The sequence below is a fragment of the Streptomyces sp. NPDC002851 genome (assembly GCF_053591935.1).
Genome location: NZ_JBSFUT010000009.1, coordinates 140,503 through 159,234, shown reverse-complemented (window position 1 = coordinate 159,234; position 18,732 = coordinate 140,503). Strand labels below are relative to the sequence as shown.

Genomic DNA, 18,732 nt, shown 5'->3' with positions numbered 1-18,732 from the left:
TGCGCGTACCCACCGAACGCGAAGGCCGCCCGAGGGGCGGCCTTCAGTGTTTTCCGCGCCGGCCGTTCCCTCCTCCCGCAAGGCCCGTCCCCGGGCCCCCGCCAGGAAGGAACCACCGATGCCGATCCGCCGGCTGCTCGACTCCGACACTCCCTTCGCCCTGCTCCGCCGTCGCACCCCGGGCCATGATCACGACACGGTCGAGGTGCTGACCGGGCCCGTGCGGGAGCTCGAGCGGCTCGCCGAGATTCCGGACGGGGAGCTTCCGGTCCTTGCCCTGGTGCCGTTCCGGCAGATCAGGGAGCGCGGCTTCGACGTACGCGACGACGGCGCGCCACTCGCCGTCCTGACCGCCGAAGAGGCGCACCGGCTGCCGCTCGACGAAGCGCTCGCGCAGCTGCCCGCGCATGACGTACGCGTCGAGGGCGGGGCCTTCGACGTGGCGGACGAGGAGTACGCGGGCATCGTCGAGCGGGTCGTGCGCGACGAGATCGGGCGCGGCGAGGGCGCCAACTTCGTGATCCGGCGGAACTTCCAGGGCGCGATCGAGGGGTTCTCGCGGGCCGACGCGCTGGCCCTGTTCCGGCGGCTGCTCGCCGGGGAGCGGGGCGCGTACTGGACGTTCGTGGTGCACACCGGGGACCGGACGCTGGTCGGTGCCAGCCCGGAGGTGCACGTACGCATGACCGGCGGCACCGTCGTCATGAACCCGATCAGCGGGACCTACCGCTACCCCGCCGACCAGGCGCCCACCGCCGAGGGGCTGCTTGACTTCCTCGGTGACGCCAAGGAGACCGCGGAGCTCTCCATGGTGGTCGACGAGGAGCTGAAGATGATGTGCACGGTCGGCGACATGGGCGGGGTCGTGGTCGGGCCGCGGCTCAAGGAGATGGCCCATCTCGCGCACACCGAGTACGAGTTGCGCGGCCGGTCGTCCCTGGATGTGCGGGAGGTGCTGCGCGAGACGATGTTCGCGGCGACCGTGACCGGGTCTCCGGTGCAGAACGCCTGCCGGGTCATCGAGCGGTACGAGCCCGGGGGCCGCGGCTACTACGCGGGGGCGCTCGCCCTGGTCGGCCGGGATGCGAACGGCGCCCAGACGCTCGACTCCCCCATCCTGATCCGTACCGCGGACATCGACCGGACCGGGCGCCTGACGGTGGCGGTCGGCGCGACCCTCGTACGCGACTCGGATCCGCACAGCGAGGTGGCCGAGACGCACGCGAAGGCGGCCGGGGTGCTCGCCGCGCTCGGGGTGCGGCCGGGGCGGCCGCGGCGCGAGGCGGCGGGGGCGCGGCTCGCGGACGATCCGCGGGTGCGGGAGGCGTTGGACGGGCGGCGGGCCTCGCTCGCGCCGTTCTGGCTGCGGATGCAGGAGCAGCCGCCGGTACCGGTCGGGCACGCCCTGGTCGTGGACGGCGAGGACACGTTCACGGCGATGCTGGCGCATGTGCTGCGTTCGTCGGGGCTTGAGGTGACGGTGCGGCGATACGACGAAGGGGGCGCGGTGGGTCTGGAGGCGGCCGCGCTCGCGCACGACGGTCCGGTGGTGCTCGGGCCCGGGCCCGGCGACCCGTCGGACATGGCCGACCCGAAGATGCGGTTGCTGCGGGGGCTCGCGGCGCGGCTCGTACGGGAGCATCGGGGCGGCCTGCTCGGGGTCTGTCTGGGGCATGAACTGCTCGCCGCCGAGCTGGGGTTGGAGATCGTCCGCAAGCGGGTGCCGTACCAGGGGGCGCAGACCCGGATCGAGCTGTTCGGGCGGCCGGAGGTGGTCGGCTTCTACAACAGCTTCGTGGCGCACTGCGACGGGGAGGCCGCGGCCGAGCTGGCCGCGCACTCGGTGGAGGTCGCGCGGGACGCGGAGAGCGGCGAGGTGCACGGGCTGCGCGGGCCTGGCTTCGCGGGGGTGCAGTTCCATCCGGAGTCGGTGCTGACGCTGCACGGCACCCGGATCGTCGGGGAGTTGCTCGCTCAGGTCTCGCTGGGGACCGGGACGAGGACGTTCTCGCTGCGGCGGCCCTCGGTGTAGTCGAGGACGTTCCGCAGGGTGGTGTCGATGATCGTGCCGACGGCGTCCACGGTGTAGTACGCCTGGTGCGAGGTGACCACCACGTTCGGGAAGGTGACGAGGCGGGCCAGGGTGTCGTCCTGGACGCCCTGGATCGACTTGTCGAGGAAGAAGAGCCCGGCCTCGGCCTCGTAGACATCGAGGCCGACGCCGCTGAACCGGCCCGCGCGCAACTCGTCGACCAGGGCGTCCGCGTCGACGAGGCCGCCGCGGCTGGAGTTCACCAGGATCGCGTCGTCCTTCATCATCTTCAGGGCCGCGGCGTCGATGATGTGCTGGGTCTCCGGGAGCAGCGGGACGTGCAGGCTGATCACGTCCGCGGTGCGCAGCAGCTCTTCTTTGTCGACGTACTTCATGCCGAGTTCCACGCACGCGGGGTTCTGCCGCACGTCCCAGCCGAGCAGGTTCATGCCGAAGCCGTGCGCGATCCGGGTGAAGGCCTCGCCGATCTTGCCGGTGCCGAGCACGCCGACGGTGCGGCCGCGCAGGTCGCGGCCCATCAGGCCGTCGAGCCGGAAGTCGAAGTCGCGGGTGCGGTTGGAGGCGCGGACGATGCGGCGGTTGACCGCCATGGCCAGGGTCCAGGCGAACTCGGCGACCGAGTACGGCGAGTAGTACGAGACCCGGGCGACGGTCAGGCCGAGGCGCTCGGCCACCTGAAGGTCGATGTTGTTGAAGCCGGTGGAGCGCTGGGCGATCATCTGCGTGCCGCCGGCGGCGAGGGTCTGCAGCACCCGGTTGTTGAGGTTGGCGTTGACGCTGGTGGAGATGACCTCGTAGCCGGAGGCGATGAGCGCGGTGTCCTCGGTGAGGAAGACATCCAGGCAGCGGACGTCGTGATGTCCCGCGAAGGCCCTCTCGAGCAGCGGCTTCTCGTCGGCCTGCACGCCGAATGCCAGGATTTCCACGAGCTCTCCCGTGCGGGGCTTTGGGGGGTTTGTCCGGCTAGGGCGAATATACGGCCGGGGGCGGGGCCGCGCCGGTCGGGGGCGCCCCCGTCGGGGACGCCCCGGGTACCGAGTTCGCAGACGTACGGACTCAGCCGAGGAAGACGTCCGGCCTCAGCCGAAGAACACGCCGACCTCCTCGTACAGCCTCGGGTCGACCGTCTTGAGCTTGGCCGTGGCCTCGGACATGGGTACCCGCACGATGTCGGTGCCCCGCAGCGCGACCATCTTGCCGAAGTCGGCGTCGCGTACCGCGTCGATGGCGTGCAGCCCGAAGCGGGTGGCGAGCCAGCGGTCGAAGGCGCTGGGGGTGCCGCCGCGCTGGATGTGGCCGAGCACCGTGGTGCGGGCCTCCTTGCCGGTGCGCTGCTCGATCTCCTTGGCCAGCCACTCGCCTACGCCGGAGAGCCGCACGTGCCCGAAGGAGTCCAGGGAACCGTCCTTGAGCACCATGTCCCCGTCCTTGGGCATGGCGCCTTCGGCGACGACCACGATCGGGGCGTACGAGGCCCGGAAACGTGAGGTGACCCAGGCGCACACCTGCTCCAGGTCGAAGCGCTGCTCGGGGATGAGGATGACGTTCGCGCCGCCCGCGAGGCCGGAGTGCAGGGCGATCCAGCCCGCGTGCCGCCCCATCACCTCGACGACCAGGACGCGCATATGGGACTCGGCGGTGGTGTGGAGGCGGTCGATGGCCTCGGTGGCGACGCCCACGGCGGTGTCGAAGCCGAAGGTGTAGTCGGTGGCGGACAGGTCGTTGTCGATGGTCTTGGGCACGCCCACGCAGGGGATGCCGTGCTCTTCGTGCAGCCGCGTGGCGACGCCCAGGGTGTCCTCGCCGCCGATCGCGATCAGCGCGTCCACCTCGTACTTGCCGAGGTGCTCCCGGATCCGCCGGACGCCGTGCTCCGTCTTGAACGGGTTGGTGCGCGACGAGCCGAGGATGGTGCCGCCGCGCGGCAGGATCCCGCGTACCGCCGGGATGTCCAGGGGCACCGTCTCGCCCTCGACCGCACCGCGCCAGCCGTCCCGGAAGCCGGTGAAGTGGTAGCCGTACTCCTGCACGCCCTTGCGGACGATGCCCCGGATGACGGCGTTGAGCCCGGGGCAGTCGCCGCCTCCGGTCAGTACTCCGACCCGCATGGAAATGTCCCTTCGCCTCAGTGACCTGACGCGAGTCACGCTAATGGTGATCCAGGTCACTCAGGGATGGCGGGAGAGCCCAATTCCGGTGAAAAGTCCGGGTGTTGATCACGCGTGTTCACTCGTACGAGGGCCAGGCCGACGAAGACGCGAGGAACAGCGGCCCTGTCAGCTGTCGATGCCGCGCTCTATCGCGTACCGGACCAGCTCCACGCGGTTGTGCAACTGCAGCTTGCCCAGGGTGTTCTGCACGTGGTTCTGGACCGTGCGGTGCGAGATCACCAGGCGCTCGGCTATCTGCTTGTAGCTCAGGCCCTTGGCGACCAGGCGGAGCACCTCGGTCTCGCGGTCGGTGAGCTGTGGGGCCTTCGGCTCGTCCGGCTCGGCGGGGACCGGTTCGGAGGCCAGGCGGCGGTACTCGCCGAGTACGAGTCCGGCGAGGCCCGGCGTGAACACGGGATCGCCCACCGCGGTGCGGCGGACCGCGTCGAGCAGTTCTTCTGTGGAGGCCGATTTCAGCAGGTATCCGGTGGCGCCGGACTTGACCGCCTCCAGTACGTCGGCGTGCTCGCCGCTGGCCGAGAGGACCAGGACGCGCAGCTTCGGGTCGGCGCCGACCAGCTCCTTGCAGACTTGAACGCCCGGCTTGGCCGGCAGGTTGAGGTCGAGGACCAGGACGTCCGGGGCGGCCGCGCGGGCCCGGCGGACCGCCTGCTCGCCGTCGCCCGCGGTGGCCACCACCTCCAGGCCCGCCTCGGCCAGGTCGCGGGCGACCGCGTCCCGCCACATCGGGTGGTCGTCGACCACCATCACCTTCAGGGGCCGCTGCCCGGCGCCGGACGCCGCCTCCGGTGTGCTCCGCTGCTCGCTTCCGCTCTGCCGCTCGCTCATCGCCTCGCCTTCCCCGCCTTCCCGGGCTTCCCCGTCGTCCCCCGTGGGACTTTCAGCTCTACTTCCGTGCCCTGGCCGGGGACCGAGACGAGCTCCGCGGTGCCGCCGAGGTCGCGCAGCCGGCCGCGGATCGACTGGGCCACGCCGAGGCGGCCCTCCCCCTCGGCCTGGGCGAGCCTCCCCTCGGGGATGCCCGGGCCGTCGTCCCGCACCGTCACGATCACCTCGTCCGGCCAGTCCTCCACCAGGATCCAGGCCCGTGCGTCCGGACCCGCATGTCGACTGACATTGTCCAGGGCGGCACTGACAGCGGCGGCCAACTCCCTCGCCTCGGCGGCCGGGAGCAGCACCGGAGCCCCCGGCTCCGCGAGGCTCACGCGGGCGCTCGCCCGGGAGGCGAGGAGGGTGCGGAGGTCGCAGGGGGTGGTGGGGACGGTGGTGGCGGTGTGGCGCTTGCCCGGATGGCGCCGGCCCGGGGCGGTCAACTCGCCTGTTGCGCCTGGTTGATGGGCCTTGCCCGGCTTGTCTGGCTTGTTCGGCTGATCCGGGTCACCCGACTTGTACGGCTCATGCGGCTCGTTCTGTGGATCCGGATCGTCCGGTTCGTCTACTTCTCGTACGACGGCGCCCTCTGCCGCGTCCTCGGAGGCATGGGACGCCGGGGTCAGGCCGCCCGCCACGAGGGTGCGCAGGGCGACCTCCTGTTCGCCCGCCAGGCGGCCCAGCTCCGCGGCCTCGCCGCCGAGTGCGGTGCCGCGTCGCTGCACCATCGCGAGGACCTGAAGCACGCTGTCGTGGATGTCCCGGGCGAGCCGCTCCCGCTCCCGAGTGGCCGCGTCGATCTCCAGGGCCCGGGCGAGGGTGCGTTCCGAGGCGCGGGCCACCTCCACGACGTATCCGATGGCTATGGACGCGACCCAGACGAGCAGCACGTTGTGCAAGGTGTCCCGGCTGGGAGTGCCGCGCTGGACGATGTTGGCGGCGGCGACCAGCGAGGAGGCCATGGCGGCCCAGCGCCAGCCGCCCTTGAGGGCGTACGCGAGCACGGACCCGGCGGTCCAGATGGACGGCAGCGTGGGCCCGTCCACGCGGAGCGGCCCGGCGACCGGGGTGAGCAGGATGCCGACGAGCGCGATGGTCAGGTCAGCGGTGAGGAACCGCTTGGTGCAGGCGGTGGCATTGGCGATCCGGGGCAGCGTGGCCAGGGTCCACACGGCGAGGAGCGCCAGAAAGGCGACGGCGATCCAGGGGCGCTGGTAGCCGTCGCGCTCGTAGACGAACAGGCCGACCGCGTACAGCATCGTCAGGACGCGGTACGCGGCGACGGCGCGCCAGAGCGGCTGCTCCACCGACATCCGTATGACGCGTTCACGCTTGGCCATGTCCCCACCCCTTGCGGACCTTACGGATCACGATCCGTGCCATCGGCAGCTTCAGCCCTGCGGCCCGGCGGCTACCGATCGCCCTACGGGCTCGTCCTCAATCTCTCCCACTCTCGGCTTCGCTCGAGCGGGAGGCACCCCCTGACGGGCTCGTTTTCCCCTTCGCCGCTTTCTTCTCCAGTTCCGCCTGCTTCTTGGCCGCCTCCGCGATCTGCCGCTTCGCGGCCGTCGCGTACATGTCGACGTACTCCTGGTCCGAGAGCTTCATGATCTCGTACATGACCTCGTCGGTCACCGAGCGCAGGATGAAGCGGTCGCCCTCCATGCCCTGGTAGCGGCTGAAGTCCAGCGGCTTGCCGATCCGGATGCCCGGGCGCATCAGCTTGGGCACGACCTTGCCGGGCGGCTGGATCTTCTCCGTGTCGATCATCGCGACCGGGATCACCGGGGCGCCGGTGGCCAGGGCCACGCGCGCGAGGCCGCCGGGCTTGCCCCTATAGAGGCGACCGTCCGGGGACCGTGTCCCCTCCGGGTAGATACCGAAAAGCTCGCCGCGCTCCAGAACGTCCATGCCGCTCTTAATAGCGGCCTCACCGGCGCCGCGCCCGCCGGAGCGGTCCACCGGGAGCTGGCCGACTCCCTTGAAGAAGGCGGCCGTCAGCTTGCCCTTCACACCGGGGGTCGTGAAGTACTCGGCCTTCGCGATAAAGGTGACCTTGCGGTCCAGGACGGCGGGCAGGAAGAACGAGTCGGAGAACGACAGATGGTTGCTCGCGAGAATCGCCGGCCCCTCGGCGGGAATGTTCTCCAGACCCTCGACCCAGGGCCTGAACACGGTCTTCAGACCCCCGCCGATGGTGAGCTTCATGACGCCGTAGATCAACGCGTGTGCCTTTCTGTTCTGTCGCACCGACCCTATCCCGTCCATGGCCCGGGCTCCCCGCGGCGGACGCCCCAGGCTCCCCGCGGCGGACGAACGGCCCTGGTCGGTGTCAGTCCGGTCGCGTACGGTAAACGCATCTCTCTCGTCCGAGCCTCATGAAGGAGACCGAAGGTGCCGGTCCTCCCCGGAGCCGAGCCGTACCGCCACGAGGGCGGCGAGGTCGGCGTCCTGCTTTGTCACGGCTTCACCGGATCGCCGCAGTCGCTGCGCCCCTGGGCGGAGTACCTGGCCGAGCGCGGCCTCACGGTGTCGCTGCCGCTGCTGCCCGGCCACGGCACCCGCTGGCAGGACATGGCGATCACCGGCTGGCAGGACTGGTACGCGGAGGTGGAGCGGGAGCTGTACGCCCTCCGGGAGCGCTGTGACCGGGTGTTCGTCTTCGGCCTCTCCATGGGCGGCGCCCTGTCGCTGCGGCTCGCCGCCAAGCACGGCGAGGCGGTCTCCGGCCTCGTCCTGGTGAACCCGGCCAACAAGGTGCACGGCCTCTCCCAGTACGCCCTGCCGGTGGCCCGGCACTTCATCCGTACGACCAAGGGGCTCACCAACGACATCGCCAAGGAGGGCGCCGAGGAGCTCGGATACGACCGGGTGCCGCTGCACTCGGCGCACTCGCTGCGGCAGTTCTTCCGCCTCGTCGACGCCGAACTCCCGCAGGTGACCCAGCCGATGGTGCTCCTGCACAGCCCGCAGGACCACGTGGTGCCGCCCGCCGACTCGGCGCGCATCCTGGGCCGGGTCTCGTCCAGGGACGTCACCGAGATCCTGCTTGAACAGAGCTACCACGTGGCGACGTTGGACCATGACGCGGACCGGATCTTCGAGGAGAGCCACGCCTTCGTGAGCCGCCTCGCCCCCGGTGCCGATGACGGCATGAGCGCATCCCGAGAAGACCACGAGGACCGGAAAGAGGGGACGTCCACCGGTGGCTGAGCGCGACGCGGGCCGCGACCCGGACGGAAGCCCAGAGGAGCGCGGCCAGAGACAGGGCGAGGAGCCCGCGGAACCCGCGGAGCAGGCTGAGAACGCGGAGAGCTCCGAGGTCGCGGGGCGCTCGGAGCACGGCGGGGGCGGTACCGCGGCGGCGGACGCCGGTGGGGGCGTGGCGGACTCCGGTGGAGCTGCGGCGGACGCCGGTGGCGGCGAGCCGTTCGACGAGGACGCGGCGTGGGCGGCCATTGTCGCCGGGTACGGCGAGGAGCCGCCGGATCCGCCGGGGGCCCGGCCGTTCCGGTCGGTCGAGGACCTCGCCGATCTGGCCGACCTGCCCGACGTCAAGGACCTGCCGGACCCGGACCCGGACACCGGTTCCGGCGAGGGGCACGACAAGGGCGCCGGTAAACGGCTCCGCAAGGGGCCCGATGACGGCCCCTCCGGGAACGACACGGGCACCGGCGCCGAGTCCGGAGCTTCGGGCTCGGATACGGCTTCGGGTACGGGCTCCTCGGGCTCGGGCTCGGGTTCGGGCTCGGGAACGGATGCAGGTACGGCTTCCGGCTCGGCCACAGGTACGGGTTCCGAGTCCGGAAAGCGCCCCGTCGGCGGCTCGTTCGTGTTCGCGCCCGGTGTCGGGCCCGGGCCGCGGGACTACACGCCCGAGGAGGAGGACGAGGGCCACTTCGTGCCGCCGGAGCCGCCGCCGCTGCCGGAGGCCGATGTCACGGCCAAGTTCGCCTGGCTCGCGGTCATCGGCGGCCCGGTGCTGCTGCTCCTCGCCGTGCTGCTCGGCTGGGACATGACCTGGTGGCTGACCACGCTCGGCGTCGGCGGCTTCCTCGGTGGCTTCGCCACGCTGGTCGCACGCATGCGGACCGACGACGAGGACGACGACGATCCGGGGCGCGGCGCGGTCGTCTGAACCGGCCCCGCGGATCCATCGCGGGTTCACGCGGCGGGAACGTCACAGCAACATTCGGCGGCCTTGCGGGCCATGGTGGTCCTGGCGAGGAACTTCGAACGGAAGTCCTCCACCGCGAGGGCATCATGGTCGCGCACGACCTTCTTGGCCCACTTGCGGCCGGTGTCCTGCCGCTGCCGGGCCACCTTCTTGTGCAGCTTCGCCGTCTGCCGCTTCGCTTTGCGGTAGCCCTTTGTTCCGGCCTGTCCCTTTTTGGGCTTCCGGCGGCCCATCATCCGCTGGTAGCGGGCGAGCTTCTGCGCGGCGGTCTTCCCGTGCTGGGCGTGCGGAAGGTCGTGTTCATCGGATGTGGTGGTCGCGGTCTCCTTGATGCCCCAGTCAATGCCGATCACACGGCCGGTATCCGGCAGCGGTTCGACTGCGGCAGGCACCACGAAACTCGCGTACCAATGGCCAATGCTGTCCTGATAGACACGGACGCTGGACGGTTCGGCCGGGAGGTCCCGCGACCACACCACCGTCAGCACGATGCCCCCGGCAAGATGCAGGCGGCCGTCTTTGAGGCGGAACCCACGCCGGGTGTAGTTGAGGGTCGGCAGCGCCTCGCGCTTCTTCTTCCACTTCGGCATCCCGGCGCGCTGCCGCATCGGCAGGCGTTCGCGGATGTCCTTCTGGGCCTTGGCGTTGGACTTGGCGAAGTCGCGTATCAACTGCTGCTGCGGAACACTGGAGCCCTCACGCAACCATGCCGTGTGCTTGCGGGCCTCAGTCAGCATCTTGTCGAGCTGAGCCGGGCCACACGTCCGCTTCTGGGCACCCTCGGGACGGGTCTTGTTCCACTGGTGGGTCTGCTTCGACTTCGCGACGCATTCGTTCCACACCCACCGGCACCGGTCCCACTCGCCCATCAGAGCAGTGCGGGCGGTAGACGACACACGCAGACGGAAGGTCCACCGGGCGTGCCCAGCATCCTCCAGCGTCGCTGCCGTCGTCATGCACATCAACCTACCGGGCAGGACTGACAGTTGGCCCAGACACCCGGGGCGCCCCCGGCACGCAGGGCTCCCCTCCCCCTCCCCCGGCTCCAGCAACTCCCCCTCCTCTCCGTCCCCTTCGAAGTCCAAGGACCCCGAGAAGGACAAGCCCAAGGAGAGCGACAAGCCCAAGGATGAGGACAAGGGCACGGGCGGCGACAAGAGCGACGCCACAGCGGGCGGTGCCCATGACGGCTCAGACGGCGGCGAGGCGGACGACCGGCCCGCCGACGGCTCCGAGGCCGGTCAGACCTCGGGAGGCGACTCCGGCGGCGGTAGCGGCGGCGGTAGCGGCGGCGGTAGCGGCGGTGGCCAGGCCCCGGCCAACAGCGTTCCCTCGTACTTCCTCGGCAGCTGGGAGAACGATTCGCCCTACGGTGGCCCGACGAAGATCACCGTCCAGCGGGCCACCACCGGCCAGCAGGCCGTCACGTTCTACGGCGCCACCGGCGTGGCGAGCGAGACGTGCATGAACGTTGGCCAGACTGATCTCCGTGCAGGACGGCGGCAGCCGACTCAACCTCGACACCGCCAAGGTGGACAAGTCCCGCTCCAACTCCTCGTGCGGGGACATGGACCCCTCCTACGTCGACTCCGACGAGCCGTCCGGCCTGAAGTTCTTCAAGAACAAGGACTTCACCCAGGACAACCAGGCCTGGACCTTCCACCGCGCCTGACCGGACCCAACTGAGCAGAAACACACGCCATTTGTACGACTAATCGCCACGCCGGATGCCCCATCCGGCCCATGGGTAGGCCTGCCCCGACCGCTCTCCCGTACTGCGAAAGGTCTGCAACGCATGGCACTCCGAGGACAGCGCCAGCCCTTCACGCTTCCGGATTTCTACGTTCCGTATCCCGCCCGCCTCAACCCCCAAGTCGAGGCGGCCCGTTCGCACACCAAGGAGTGGGCGCGGCGGATGGGGATGCTGGAGGGGTCCGGGGTGTGGGAGGAGCGCGACCTCGACGCCCACGACTACGCGCTGCTCTGCTCGTACACCCACCCCGACTGCGACGCCGACGCGCTGTCGCTGGTCACCGACTGGTACGTGTGGGTCTTCTTCTTCGACGACCACTTCGTGGAGTTGTTCAAGCGCACCGGGGACCGCGAGGCGGCCAAGGCGTATCTGGACCGGCTTCCGGCCTTTATGCCGATGGACCTGGCCGACGGCTTCCCCGAGCCGACCAACCCGGTGGAGGCGGGCCTCGCCGACCTCTGGGCCCGCACCGTGCCGAGCATGTCCGAAGGGTGGCGGGCCCGGTTCTCGGAGGCCACCGAGAACCTTCTGAACGAGTCCATGTGGGAGCTCTCCAACATCAACGAGGGGCGGATCGCCAACCCCGTCGAGTACATCGAGATGCGCCGCAAGGTCGGCGGCGCTCCTTGGTCCGCGGGGATCGTCGAGTACGCGGCGAACGCCGAACTCCCGGAGTCGGTGGCCGAGTCCAGGCCGCTGCTTGTGCTGCGCGACGCGTTCGCGGACGCCGTACATCTGCGGAACGACCTGTTCTCGTACCAGCGCGAGGTGGAGGACGAGGGCGAGAACAGCAATGGCGTCCTGGTGATGGAGAAGTTCCTCGGCTGTACGACGCAGGAGGCCGCGGACGCCGTCAACGACCTGCTGACCTCACGCCTTCAGCAGTTCGAGAACACCGCCGTGACCGAGGTGCCCGCGCTCTGCGCCGAGCACGGCCTCGACCCCGCGGAGACGGCCGCGGTGGCGGCGTACGCGAAGGGACTTCAGGACTGGCAGTCCGGCGGCCAGGAGTGGCACATGCGCTCCAGCCGCTATATGAACGAGCGGGCGGCGGGCCAGGAGCCCGGCGGCCTGACCATCCCCGGCACCGGCATGCGGTTCACGCGGCGGGCCGAGACCGCCCGCCTGCGCAGCCACAGCCACCGGCCGTTCCAGCACGTCGGGCCGTCCCTGGTACCGGAGTTGGACTTTCCGTACCGGCTGAGCCTGAGCCCGCATCTGGAGGGGGCCCGGACTCGGAGCGTCGAGTGGGGCCGCCGCATGGGCATGCTGGAGCCCCAGCCGGGGCAGCCGCTCTCCGACATCTGGGACGCGGAGCGGCTGCGCGGCTACGACTTCCCGCTCTGCTCGGCGGGGCTCGACCCGGACGCGACCCCGGACGAGCTGGACCTCTCCTCGCAGTGGCTGACCTGGGGGACGTACGGCGACGATCTGTACCCGGCGCTGTACGGCCGCAGCCGCGACCTGGCCGGGGCGAAGCTCGCCACCGAGCGGCTCTCCCTCTTCATGCCGCTCGACGGGGGGACCGTGCCCGAGCCGACCAGCGCGCTTGAGCGGGGCCTGGCGGACCTGTGGCAGCGCACGGCCGGGCCGATGTCGGAGTACAACCGCGCGGTCTTCCGGAAGACGGTCGAGGACATGACGGCCAGCTGGCTGTGGGAGCTCGCCAACCAGGCGCAGCACCGCATCCCGGACCCGGTGGACTACCTGGAGATGCGCCGGTTCACCTTCGGCGCGGACATGACGCTGCGGCTGTGCCGGATCCGGCAGGGCGACAAGGTGCCCGAGGAGGTCTACCGCAGCGGCCCGGTCCGGTCCCTGGAGAACTCGGCCGTGGACTACGCGATGCTGCTCAACGACCTGTTCTCGTACCAGAAGGAGATCGAGTACGAGGGCGAGGTGCACAACGGCGTCCTGGTGGTGCAGAACTTCTTCGACGTCGACTATCCGACGGCCGTGGGCATCGTGCACGACCTGATGAACTCCCGGCTCCGCCAGTTCGAGCACGTCGTACACCATGAACTGCCGGTGCTCTACGAGGACATGGGCCTCGGCGCGGAGACCCGGGCGGTGCTCGACGAGTACGTCGTGGAGCTCCAGGACTGGATGGCCGGGATTCTGAACTGGCACCGCGGGTGCCGCCGGTACCGCGATGAGGACCTCAAGCACGGCACCGGCGGCGCTCCGTGGCGGCTCGGCGCCCCGACGGGGTTGGGTACGTCGGCGGCGCGGATCAGCGAGCTGGTCGCGACGCGGTAGCCGGCGGGACCCGCAGGGCGGCCAGGACCGGCAGGTGGTCCGTGGCCGCCCGCAGGTCCGCGTCGCTCACCCCCGGCAGTCCGGCCGGTACGCCGCAGCCGAGGACCTCGATGCCGGGGGTGGTGAGGATGGCGTCGATCCGCTGGTGCGGGTGGCCGGGGACGGAGGTGTACTCGCCGCCCCAGGGCTTGGCCGCCCAGCAGTCCGTGAGCGCGGCGGCGAGGCGGCGGAAGGTGCGGCCGTCGGGCCGGTCGTTGAGGTCGCCGCCCGCGATGGCGTGCTCGGTACCGAGCTCGGCGAGCCGTTCGAGGAGCATGCCGCCCTGCTCGTACCGCTCGTCCGTCTGGAGGCTCAAGTGGCAGCTGAGGACGCCGAGTCGGGCGCCCCCGAACCGTACGACCGCGGTGGCGAAGCCGCGCCGGTGCAGGCCCGGGGTGAGCGGAAGCAGTACGTCCGCGGTCCGCTCCACAGTGGCGCGCAGCGAGCAGAGCAGCGCCGGGCCCGCGGCGGTGGCGCCGCCGGAGAGGATCACGAGCCCGGAGGCGGCGGCGAGCCGGGCGAGCTTCTTGCGCCAGCGGAAGAACCGCGGTGCCTCCTGGATGAGGACCAGGTCGGGGGCGCAGGCGGTGATCACCCTGGCGAGCGCGGCGGTGTCGTCGCGCATCGAGCGGATGTTGTAACTGAGCACCCGGACGACGGCCGAACCGTCGGGTTCCGTACGGGAGTTGGGCAGGTCGGGCAGAGCGGCGGGCTCGACAGGCTGGCTCATGGACGATCACGGTACGGGAAACGGACGGGCCGATCACGGTACGGAAACGCCCGCCGTCTCCCGGGAAGGGAGGCGACGGGCGTCGGCCGTGACAAGGGACCGGAGGATCCGGAAACCAGAGGATCCGGAAACCAGAGGATCCGGGGATCGGAGGATCCGGGGATCGGAGGATCGTTGAGCGATCCCTCCGTCACATGATCGGGTCCGGCTGCCGAGCCAGGTCGGCAGCACCCACCAGCCCCGCCTTGTTGCCCAACTGCGCGGCGACGACCTCGGCCACCGGGCGCCAGTTGCTGCCGACGAGCCAGCGCTTGTACGACTTGCGGATCGGGTCGAGGACCAGCTCGCCCTCGTCCGAGAGGCCGCCGCCGATGATGAACGCGGACGGGTCGAACAGCGAGGCCAGGTCGGCGAGGCCCGCACCGGCCCAGCGGGCCAGCTCGCGGTAGGAGTCGACGGCGACCGGGTCGCCCTGGCGGGCGGCGAGCGAGATGTGCTTGCCCTCGATACCGGCCGGGGTGCCGTCGCCGTAGCTGAGCAGGATCTCGGCGATCTCCGGCGTCGCGTTGGCGCGCTGCCGGGCGTACCGGACGAGGGCGCTGCCCGAGGCGTACTGCTCCCAGCAGCCCTGGCTGCCGCAGCCGCAGAGCAGGCCGTCCGGGACCATCCGGATGTGCCCGAACTCGGCGGCGACGCCGAAGTGGCCGCGGCGCAGCTTGTTGCCGATGATGATGCCGCCGCCGAGGCCGGTGCCGAGCGTGATGCAGATGACGTTGCGGTGGCCCTTGCCGCCGCCGAACTTGTACTCGCCCCAGGCGGCCGCGTTGGCGTCGTTCTCGACCACCACGGGCAGGTTGACGCGCTTTTCGACCTCGTCCTTGAGCGGTTCCTGGCGCCAGTCGATATTGGGCGCGAAGTAGACGGTGGAGCGCTGCCGGTTGACGTATCCGGCGGCGCCGATGCCCACGCCGACGATCTCGCGCCCGGTGCGGGCGCCCTCGACGGCCGCGGCGATCGCGTCCACGATCTCTGCCGATGTGCTGGGAGTCGGCACCTTGTGGGTCGAGAGGATGTGCCCGTCCTCGTCGACCACTCCGGCCGCGATCTTCGTGCCGCCGATGTCGACGCCGATGGTGAGTCCCATGTGTCCCTCAGTTTTCGGTTCGAACCCCGCCAGGGGCAACCGTACCCGAGGCGGGCATCACGCCCTCTCTAGTCGAGATCGATGTGCTCGGTGCCGCCGTGGCCCTCGGGCTTGCGCGGAGGGTCCGGTGGCGAGTCCGGGTCACCGTCCCGGCCCGTGTCCCAGGGCCTGTGCCGGGCCTTGTCGTCTTCCCTGGTCCAGCGGCGCTCGGCGCCGGAGACGGCGGAGCGGTAGGCGGCGAGCAGCTCGGAGCCCGCGGCGGCCAGGTGGTCGAAGACCTCCGGGTTGCGCTCGATCACCGGCTCGACGGCGGCCTTCGCCTGGTTGACGGCCTGGTTGACCAGGTCTCCGACGACGGCACTCTGGGCTGCACCGCCGGGCATCGGCACCTGGATACCGGCGAGCTTGTCGGCGACCGCGTCGACGAGCTTGCGCAGCTCCTCGGCGGCGGAGCCGGTCGGGGTGCCGTACTGGGCCCGGCGGCGGGCCTGTTCGGCGGCCAGGTCCTCGGCGCAGGCCTCCGCCCAGGCGTCGGCGTCGCTCTGCGCCGCGCCGCCCGCTCCGGTGGGGCCGGTCGTCTCGGCGGGGTCGGGCACGGGGCGCTCGGTGTCGCTCATGACGGGCTCCTGCGGACGGTCCGGCGGTATGGCGGTATGGGCGTATACGGCTCGTACGTTTTCGCTGTTCGTAGGCTTTTGGCTGCGAACGTCGTTCGTACGTTTTGGCTGTGTACGTCCTGGCAGTACGTGTGCGTACGTCCTGGCAGTACGTGGCTGCCTACCGTCGACGTTACCCGAACGGTGTTACGCGGTTCACCGGGTCCGGGGCCACAGCTCCGGGTCGGGCACGAACCGTACCCGCAGCGCTCCCTCGCGCAGCCCCGCGCCCGCCACGGTGCAGCGGCGCAGCGCGGACGGCAGGGGCACGATGCGGCGGAACGGGCCCGCGGTGACCACGAGTTCGTCGCCGCGGCGGAGCAGGTCGAGCTCCTCGCGTACGGCGCCGGGCAGCGGAATGTGCCATACGAAGACCCGGCTGCCCCCGTCGTCGGCGAGCCGGTCCTCGACCGGCCAGTCCGGGCGCGCGGCCGGTGCCGCCGGGTCCGGGGCGGGCGCGCCGAGGGCGGCCAGGTCCTCGGGGCCGCGCGGGTCCCGGCCGAGGTGGGCGACCTCGTGCAGTGGGGCGTAGGCCCGGTCGCGCCACTCGGCGAGGGTCTTCTGCTGCTGGGCGGCGAGCCCCGCGAGCCAGGGGTCCGGTGAGTCCTGGGGAAGGACCCGGTTCGCCGCCAGGGCCTCGATGGGCAGGCGGTGCAGGGCGAGCCCCAGGGCGGTGGTGCGGAGGGCGTCGGCTCCGGCGGGGCCGGGCTCGGCGACCAGGCGTACGGCGGTGTGCTCGGCCCGGAGCACGGCGTCGACGGCGGCGAGGTGCTCGTCCCAGCGGCCCGCGGACTCGAACAGCCACCGGGCGGGCATGGGCACCCCGGCGAGCTGGGCCAGGACCGGGCGCAGGGCCCGGGCGGCGCGGCGCTCGGGCGGAAGGAGGCGGCGCAGATAGCGGCGGAGCTGTTCGGGCAGGGCGAGCAGGGCGAGGGCGGAGGTGCTTGCCGGTAGGTCGACGACGAGCAGTTCGGTGGCATCGGGGCCCTGCGCGGCGGCCTCGCGTACGGCCCTGAGCAGGGCGAGCTGCTCGGCGCCCGGCAGCTCGGTGAGCTCTTCGGCCTCCAGGCGGTGGGCGCCGAAGAGGTCGAGGGCGGTGGCGGCACGTTCCTGCAGGGCGAGCAGCTCGTCCCGGAAGTGGGCGGCGCCGTCGACGCGGCGGACGGTCAGGCCGGGCACACCCTCGCTGACGGCGCCGCCGACGTCTGCGGCGGTCAGGAGCAGGGTCCGCTGCCCGGCGCGGGCGGCGGTGACGGCGGTGGCGGCCGCGAGGGTGGTGCGGCCGGCACCGCCGGGGCCGGTGATCAGGAGGGTGCGCATGGGGTGCAACGGTACTCACCACTCCATGGGCGTCCGGGGGCACAGCCCCCAGGCTCAGGCCGTCCCCGACTCCACGCGCTTCTTCAGGCCCGCGAGCGCGCGATCGATGATGACCTTCTCGGCCTTGCGCTTGATCATGCCGAGCATCGGGATCTTGACGTCGACGGTCAGTCGGTACGTGACCTGCGTGCCCTTGTCCGTGGGCGCGAGGGCGTAGGAGCCTTCGAGGTCGCGGAGCATCTGGGACTTGACCAGCTTCCAGCTGACCTCGTTGGCGCTGTTCCAGGTGTACGCGAGGGTCTGGTCGTCCTTGATCGCGCCCGCGTCCATGACGAGGCGGACCTGCTCGGCGCGGCCCTTCTCGTCGGTGGCGAGGACCTCGGCCTCCTTGACCTCGCCGGTCCAGTCCGGGTAGCGCGCGAAGTCGGCGATCACGTCCATGACGTCGGCCGGCGCCGCCTCGATCTCAATGGTCGAGCTCGTGTGTTCCGCCATCGCCGTGGCTCCTCCTACGACTTGCTGCGACTTGCTGCGAATTTCGCGGCTCCTGCCGCGTGCAGGCTATCGCGCCGCCGCAGGTCACCACTCAAGCACCCAGGGCCTACCGGTTCCGGCGAAGTGTCCGACGTTCACGCACTCGGTGGCGCCGATCCGCATCCGGGGCGCCAGCGGCTGGTGGACGTGGCCGAAGAGGGCGTACCGGGGGCGGGTGCGGTGGATGGCGTCAAGCAGGGCGCTGCTGCCGCGCTCGAAGCGGCGGGCCACGGTGTCGTAGACGAGGTCCGGGACATCCGGGGGGATGTGGGTGCACAGGACGTCGACCTCGCCGACGGCCTCGACCTTGGCGGCGTACTCCTCGTCGCTGATCTCGTACGGCGTGCGCATCGGGGATGTGAGGCCGCCGCCGACGAAGCCGAAGACCCGGCCGCCGATCTCGACCCGCTCACCGTCGAGGACGGTGGTGCCGGGTCCCGCGTATTCGCGCCACAGGCGGGGGATGTCGACATTGCCGTAGGTGGCGTACGTCGGGGTGGGGAAGGCCGCGAAGAGCTCGGCGTACTGGCGGCGTACCGCCGATTCGATGGCCGTATCGCGGTCCGTGTCGAGGCCGTCCCAGAGCTTGCGGCCCAGCTCGCGGGCCTCGTCGAAGCGGCGTGCGGTGCGCAGTTCGACGAGCCGGGTGGCGTTCTCGGCGCCGAAGAGGTCCGGGAAGATGCCGCGCGCGTGGTCGGCGTAGTCGAGGAACAGCACGAGGTCGCCGAGGCAGACGACAGCGTCGGCGCCTTCTCCGGCGCGCGCCAGGTCCCGTGCGTTGCCGTGCACATCGCTCACCACATGGACCCGCATAGCCGCTACCGCTCCTGTTTCCCCGCCCGCCACCGGGCGTACTGATCAACGCTGATCAACCCAGCCACCCTAGGACCCGCGGCGCGAGGCCGGTAGAGCCGCTGGACCTGCGGTTACTTTCGAGTCGCCCAAACCGTGGATTACTGTGCGCGAAGGAACGCCGTGACGTGTGACGCAGCAAACATCTGGCCAGGACCCCCTATCGAAAGAGCA

Annotated in this window: 16 protein-coding genes and 1 pseudogene; 5 read left to right on the top strand and 12 right to left on the bottom strand. The window is 71.1% G+C overall.

Annotated features, from left to right (window positions below):
- Positions 1 to 118 precede the first annotated feature (118 nt).
- Positions 119 to 2,032 (top strand): anthranilate synthase family protein, encoded by a 1,914-nt coding sequence (locus ACWD10_RS12670; RefSeq protein WP_451089916.1) that lies wholly within the window; start codon positions 119 to 121, stop codon positions 2,030 to 2,032.
- Here ACWD10_RS12670 and ACWD10_RS12665 read toward each other — a convergent pair.
- The 5 genes from ACWD10_RS12665 to ACWD10_RS12645 form a co-directional block, all read right to left on the bottom strand.
- A complete protein-coding gene (locus ACWD10_RS12665; RefSeq protein WP_451089914.1) occupies positions 1,975 to 2,979 on the bottom strand; it encodes a 2-hydroxyacid dehydrogenase in 1,005 nt (334 codons plus the stop codon). The genes ACWD10_RS12670 and ACWD10_RS12665 overlap by 58 nt on opposite strands.
- 153 nt (positions 2,980 to 3,132) lie before the next feature.
- Positions 3,133 to 4,161, bottom strand: coding sequence for a 6-phosphofructokinase (locus ACWD10_RS12660; protein WP_451089912.1), 1,029 nt, complete (start codon positions 4,159 to 4,161; stop codon positions 3,133 to 3,135).
- A gap of 168 nt (positions 4,162 to 4,329) precedes the next feature.
- Entirely contained in the window at positions 4,330 to 4,971 is a 642-nt protein-coding gene (locus tag ACWD10_RS12655) for a response regulator (protein WP_451090067.1), read from the bottom strand.
- Positions 4,972 to 5,048: 77 nt separating this feature from the next.
- On the bottom strand, positions 5,049 to 6,434 hold the full coding sequence (macS, locus tag ACWD10_RS12650; RefSeq protein WP_451089910.1) for a MacS family sensor histidine kinase: 1,386 nt from the start codon (positions 6,432 to 6,434) through the stop codon (positions 5,049 to 5,051).
- A 97-nt stretch (positions 6,435 to 6,531) separates the two neighbouring features.
- Positions 6,532 to 7,317 carry a lysophospholipid acyltransferase family protein gene (locus ACWD10_RS12645; RefSeq protein WP_451090065.1) on the bottom strand — a complete coding sequence of 262 codons (786 nt, stop codon included), beginning with the start codon at positions 7,315 to 7,317 and terminating at the stop codon, positions 6,532 to 6,534.
- 171 nt (positions 7,318 to 7,488) lie between these two features.
- Here ACWD10_RS12645 and ACWD10_RS12640 point away from each other — a divergent pair, with 171 nt between their 5' ends.
- Together ACWD10_RS12640 and ACWD10_RS12635 are read left to right on the top strand one after the other, a co-directional pair.
- The gene (locus ACWD10_RS12640; protein ID WP_451089908.1) at positions 7,489 to 8,307 is read left to right on the top strand and encodes an alpha/beta hydrolase; all 819 of its coding nucleotides are present in this window, start codon (positions 7,489 to 7,491) and stop codon (positions 8,305 to 8,307) included.
- Between the two features lie 169 nt (positions 8,308 to 8,476).
- Entirely contained in the window at positions 8,477 to 9,232 is a 756-nt protein-coding gene (locus tag ACWD10_RS12635; protein ID WP_451090063.1) for a hypothetical protein, read from the top strand.
- A 53-nt stretch (positions 9,233 to 9,285) separates the two neighbouring features.
- On the opposite strand, the pseudogene ACWD10_RS12630 reads toward ACWD10_RS12635, so the two are convergent.
- A pseudogene (locus ACWD10_RS12630) lies at positions 9,286 to 10,227 on the bottom strand (RNA-guided endonuclease InsQ/TnpB family protein); the annotation flags it as partial.
- Positions 10,228 to 10,742: 515 nt separating this feature from the next.
- On the opposite strand from ACWD10_RS12630, the gene ACWD10_RS12625 reads away from it, so the two are divergent.
- Complete coding sequence (locus tag ACWD10_RS12625) at positions 10,743 to 10,943, top strand: hypothetical protein (RefSeq protein ID WP_451089906.1); 201 nt, start codon at positions 10,743 to 10,745, stop codon at positions 10,941 to 10,943.
- Positions 10,944 to 11,066: 123 nt separating this feature from the next.
- Positions 11,067 to 13,283 carry a terpene synthase family protein gene (locus ACWD10_RS12620; RefSeq protein ID WP_451089904.1) on the top strand — a complete coding sequence of 739 codons (2,217 nt, stop codon included), beginning with the start codon at positions 11,067 to 11,069 and terminating at the stop codon, positions 13,281 to 13,283.
- Here ACWD10_RS12620 and ACWD10_RS12615 read toward each other — a convergent pair.
- The 6 genes from ACWD10_RS12615 to ACWD10_RS12590 all read right to left on the bottom strand — a co-directional run bounded on the left by ACWD10_RS12615 (position 13,258) and on the right by ACWD10_RS12590 (position 18,507).
- The gene (locus tag ACWD10_RS12615) at positions 13,258 to 14,052 is read right to left on the bottom strand and encodes an endonuclease/exonuclease/phosphatase family protein (protein ID WP_451089902.1); all 795 of its coding nucleotides are present in this window, start codon (positions 14,050 to 14,052) and stop codon (positions 13,258 to 13,260) included. The two genes, ACWD10_RS12620 and ACWD10_RS12615, sit on opposite strands and share 26 nt — an antisense overlap.
- 190 nt (positions 14,053 to 14,242) lie before the next feature.
- Positions 14,243 to 15,196: an ROK family glucokinase gene (locus ACWD10_RS12610; RefSeq protein WP_451089900.1), complete on the bottom strand. Its 954-nt coding sequence runs from the start codon at positions 15,194 to 15,196 to the stop codon at positions 14,243 to 14,245.
- 68 nt (positions 15,197 to 15,264) lie between these two features.
- Positions 15,265 to 15,813, bottom strand: coding sequence for a DUF5304 domain-containing protein (locus tag ACWD10_RS12605; RefSeq protein WP_451089898.1), 549 nt, complete (start codon positions 15,811 to 15,813; stop codon positions 15,265 to 15,267).
- Positions 15,814 to 16,008: 195 nt separating this feature from the next.
- Positions 16,009 to 17,172: an ArsA family ATPase gene (locus ACWD10_RS12600; RefSeq protein ID WP_451089896.1), complete on the bottom strand. Its 1,164-nt coding sequence runs from the start codon at positions 17,170 to 17,172 to the stop codon at positions 16,009 to 16,011.
- A gap of 54 nt (positions 17,173 to 17,226) precedes the next feature.
- Positions 17,227 to 17,667 carry an SRPBCC family protein gene (locus ACWD10_RS12595; protein WP_451089894.1) on the bottom strand — a complete coding sequence of 147 codons (441 nt, stop codon included), beginning with the start codon at positions 17,665 to 17,667 and terminating at the stop codon, positions 17,227 to 17,229.
- Positions 17,668 to 17,751: 84 nt separating this feature from the next.
- A complete protein-coding gene (locus tag ACWD10_RS12590) occupies positions 17,752 to 18,507 on the bottom strand; it encodes a metallophosphoesterase family protein (RefSeq protein ID WP_451090061.1) in 756 nt (251 codons plus the stop codon).
- Between the last annotated feature and the right edge of the window lie 225 nt (positions 18,508 to 18,732).

Bases quoted from the DNA above. Each gene is read 5' to 3' on its own strand.
- ACWD10_RS12595 (WP_451089894.1), bottom strand. From the start codon at position 17,667: ATGGCGGAACACACGAGCTCGACCATTGAGATCGAGGCGGCGCCGGCC.
- ACWD10_RS12655 (WP_451090067.1), bottom strand. From the start codon at position 4,971: ATGGTGGTCGACGACCACCCGATGTGGCGGGACGCGGTCGCCCGCGAC.
- ACWD10_RS12605 (WP_451089898.1), bottom strand. From the start codon at position 15,813: ATGAGCGACACCGAGCGCCCCGTGCCCGACCCCGCCGAGACGACCGGC.
- ACWD10_RS12660 (WP_451089912.1), bottom strand. From the start codon at position 4,161: ATGCGGGTCGGAGTACTGACCGGAGGCGGCGACTGCCCCGGGCTCAAC.
- ACWD10_RS12620 (WP_451089904.1), top strand. From the start codon at position 11,067: ATGGCACTCCGAGGACAGCGCCAGCCCTTCACGCTTCCGGATTTCTAC.
- ACWD10_RS12670 (WP_451089916.1), top strand. From the start codon at position 119: ATGCCGATCCGCCGGCTGCTCGACTCCGACACTCCCTTCGCCCTGCTC.
- ACWD10_RS12610 (WP_451089900.1), bottom strand. From the start codon at position 15,196: ATGGGACTCACCATCGGCGTCGACATCGGCGGCACGAAGATCGCGGCC.
- macS (WP_451089910.1), bottom strand. From the start codon at position 6,434: ATGGCCAAGCGTGAACGCGTCATACGGATGTCGGTGGAGCAGCCGCTC.
- ACWD10_RS12600 (WP_451089896.1), bottom strand. From the start codon at position 17,172: ATGCGCACCCTCCTGATCACCGGCCCCGGCGGTGCCGGCCGCACCACC.
- ACWD10_RS12615 (WP_451089902.1), bottom strand. From the start codon at position 14,052: ATGAGCCAGCCTGTCGAGCCCGCCGCTCTGCCCGACCTGCCCAACTCC.